At 61.4% G+C, this 2483-nt stretch carries 2 protein-coding genes and 1 pseudogene; 1 reads left to right on the top strand and 2 read right to left on the bottom strand.

The features are described 5' to 3' along the window. A partial coding sequence (locus FXB41_RS40160; RefSeq protein WP_219685690.1) for a hypothetical protein occupies positions 1-416 on the bottom strand: 416 nt, incomplete at its 3' end. A 46-nt stretch (positions 417-462) separates the two neighbouring features. Next, positions 463-859: pseudogene (locus FXB41_RS40165) on the bottom strand (hypothetical protein). 143 nt (positions 860-1002) lie between these two features. Between FXB41_RS40165 and ku the strand changes: the two are divergent. Continuing rightward, complete coding sequence (gene ku, locus FXB41_RS40170; RefSeq protein WP_219685691.1) at positions 1003-1932, top strand: non-homologous end joining protein Ku; 930 nt, start codon at positions 1003-1005, stop codon at positions 1930-1932. Positions 1933-2483 lie beyond the last annotated feature (551 nt).

A 2483-nucleotide genomic window follows, 5' to 3' on the forward strand; every position in this document is an offset into this window, starting at 1 on the left:
GCCAATTGTAGCAGAGTCGCAGATGGACGCCGGCCCGCCTTGGCGCATTTGCGGCAGCGCAGCCGGCTGGCGAGATCGTGCACGAAGGTGGTCGGTGGATGTTTCATCGCCGCGAGGTCGACGTCGCTCGGCGTCTTGCAGCGCGCGCACTGAATCTCAAGCCAAGGGAAGCCTCCATTCACCGCTTGGTCGATGGTAGGCGACGGATCTATCGGTTCGCCGTCGCTCCACATTCGTTCGTTCCAGCTTTCGCAGAGCAGCTTGTCGGCCCGTTGGATGAGCGCTTCCCCTTTCGCCCGCGTCTCCGCCGATTGCGTAGCCAGGATGTTGGCCATTGTCCGCGCCTTGCCAAGCTCCTTCGCCAGAGCCTTGCGGTCGCCGCCCGACAGCGGCGTAGGGTGATACTTCGGGGCCATCCGGACATCCAGGCGCAAAGAGATCGCATTGGCGATCCGGAGCGGGCTACGGCGTCTCGAACGCCGGCCAGCACCCGTCTTCCTCATGCCTGCCGGTGCGCTGCTGGCAGGTGTTGTCGAGCAGCCGCTGCGCCACGTCCTTCCAGACGGCGTTGCCGCCAATATAATCGGACTGCATCGGCGGTCTGGATTTCCACGGTTCGCTCGCAGCGGCGGCAGGAGATCCGCAGGACGTGGCGCTGAATTTCCGAAAGACGCCGCTGCCGCATCTGGGCTCTGGTCGCCTCGGCGCGCGGGTCTTTGAGGACCGATTCCCAGTATTCGGCCGGGAGCGGCGCATCCGGAGCCGGAGCGGGGAGAGCTGGCCTGCGGGCGGCTTGAGCGGCCAGCTTTTCCATCTGCTTTGGCGTCGGCATGCGCCAGCTCGCGGGTCGATCGGTCATTTTCGAATTAGAACATAAAGAGAACAAAAGTCGAGTCCGCTCTGGCCCGCGTCGAGAAAAATCATCGTGGGGGAAGGGGCGCGGTGTCGGAACCAAGCTGGGTGGATCGTCTTGATTCCGGCATCAGTATCGGAGTTCCCCCAATGGCCCCCCGCGCTAACTGGAAAGGCTTCCTGCGTCTTTCCCTCGTCACCTGTCCGGTCGCGCTCTATCCGGCCACATCGGAATCCGAAAAAGTCTCCTTCAACCAGCTCAACCGAAAGACCGGCCACCGGATCAAATACGCCAAGGTCGACGCCGATACCGGCGAGGAGGTCGACAACGAGGATATCGTCAAGGGCTACAAGGTCGACACCGACACCTTCATCGAAGTGACGAAGGAGGAGCTTGAGAACGTCGCGCTGGAATCGACGCGAACCATCGAGATCGACGAGTTCGTCGACCGCAGCGAGATCGATCCGCGATATCTCATCCGTCCTTATTATCTGCGCCCTGACGGCAAAGTTGGGCACGATGCCTTCGCGGTCATTCGCGAAACGATCCGCGAGATGAACAAGGTCGCGATCGGTCGGGTGGTGCTGACCAATCGCGAACACATCATCGCGCTCGAGCCGCTCGACAAAGGGCTGATGGGGACGCTGCTGCGTTATCCCTACGAAGTCCGTTCCGCGGATGAGTATTTCGACGACATCCAGGACGTCAAAGTCACCAAGGACATGCTCGATCTCGCCAGGCATATCGTCAACCAGAAGGCGGGACATTTCGAGCCGGACAAGTTCGAAGACCAGTACGAAACCGCTCTCATCGAGCTCATCAACCAGAAGCGCGCCGGCAAACCCATCACCGCGAAAGCGCGACCCCGCGGCGAGAACGTGGTCGATCTGATGGAAGCACTGCGCAAGAGCATCGGACGAGAGGGGGCCGCGGCAGAGGCAGCCAAGAAATCAGGAAAAAAGCCGCGCAAGGCGGCCGCCGGGCAGAAGGAAATGCTGATGCCGATCGCAGGCAAAAAGCCGGCGAAAGAGGCCGCGGCGAAGAAGCCGGCGGCCAAGCCGCAGCGGAAGTCGGCTTAGGTTTCTCGTGAGGCATTCGGTGACGCCGGACGGCCACTGTTTTGTTGTTCGCGGCAGGCTCTGGCGGAGGGCAAATCACACTCTCGAGATGTCACGCGAGATCATTTCGTCGACAGGCTAATGGTGGGCCCGGCGGGCGGTGCGCGACGCCAGGAAACGCGACAGAGGGCGAAGCCGAAGCAAGGGGGCATAGGGCCGTGGACGAGGTTAAGCGGGCGCTCGGCTAGCGCGGCTAGCATGCCATCGCCATTTCTCTGTCGCCGGCATGACGTATTGGCCTTGCTCGGGATGAACACACCCGTTGGTTCCCTCTGAGGCAGATGGACGCGGTGTCAGTGGCGATGCGGAAGTGAAAGCGGGCCAGTTCCTTCGAGAGGGCGTTGCGCAGCCGATGAGGCGGTATAGGTACTTCAGACAATCGCCACAAAATTCACCGACACGCTTCCCTACAGACAGTCTTCACGAAGGGCGTTATGTCCCAGTATTCACTAGACGTATTGCGTCAGCGCTACATCGTCGAGAAAAGACCGATCGAGGCCAGCGTGGAGCAG

The sequence above is a fragment of the Bradyrhizobium canariense genome (genome assembly GCF_019402665.1).
In the GTDB taxonomy this organism is placed as follows: Bacteria; Pseudomonadota; Alphaproteobacteria; order Rhizobiales; family Xanthobacteraceae; genus Bradyrhizobium; species Bradyrhizobium canariense.

Bases quoted from the DNA above. Each gene is read 5' to 3' on its own strand.
- ku (WP_219685691.1), top strand. From the start codon at position 1,003: ATGGCCCCCCGCGCTAACTGGAAAGGCTTCCTGCGTCTTTCCCTCGTC.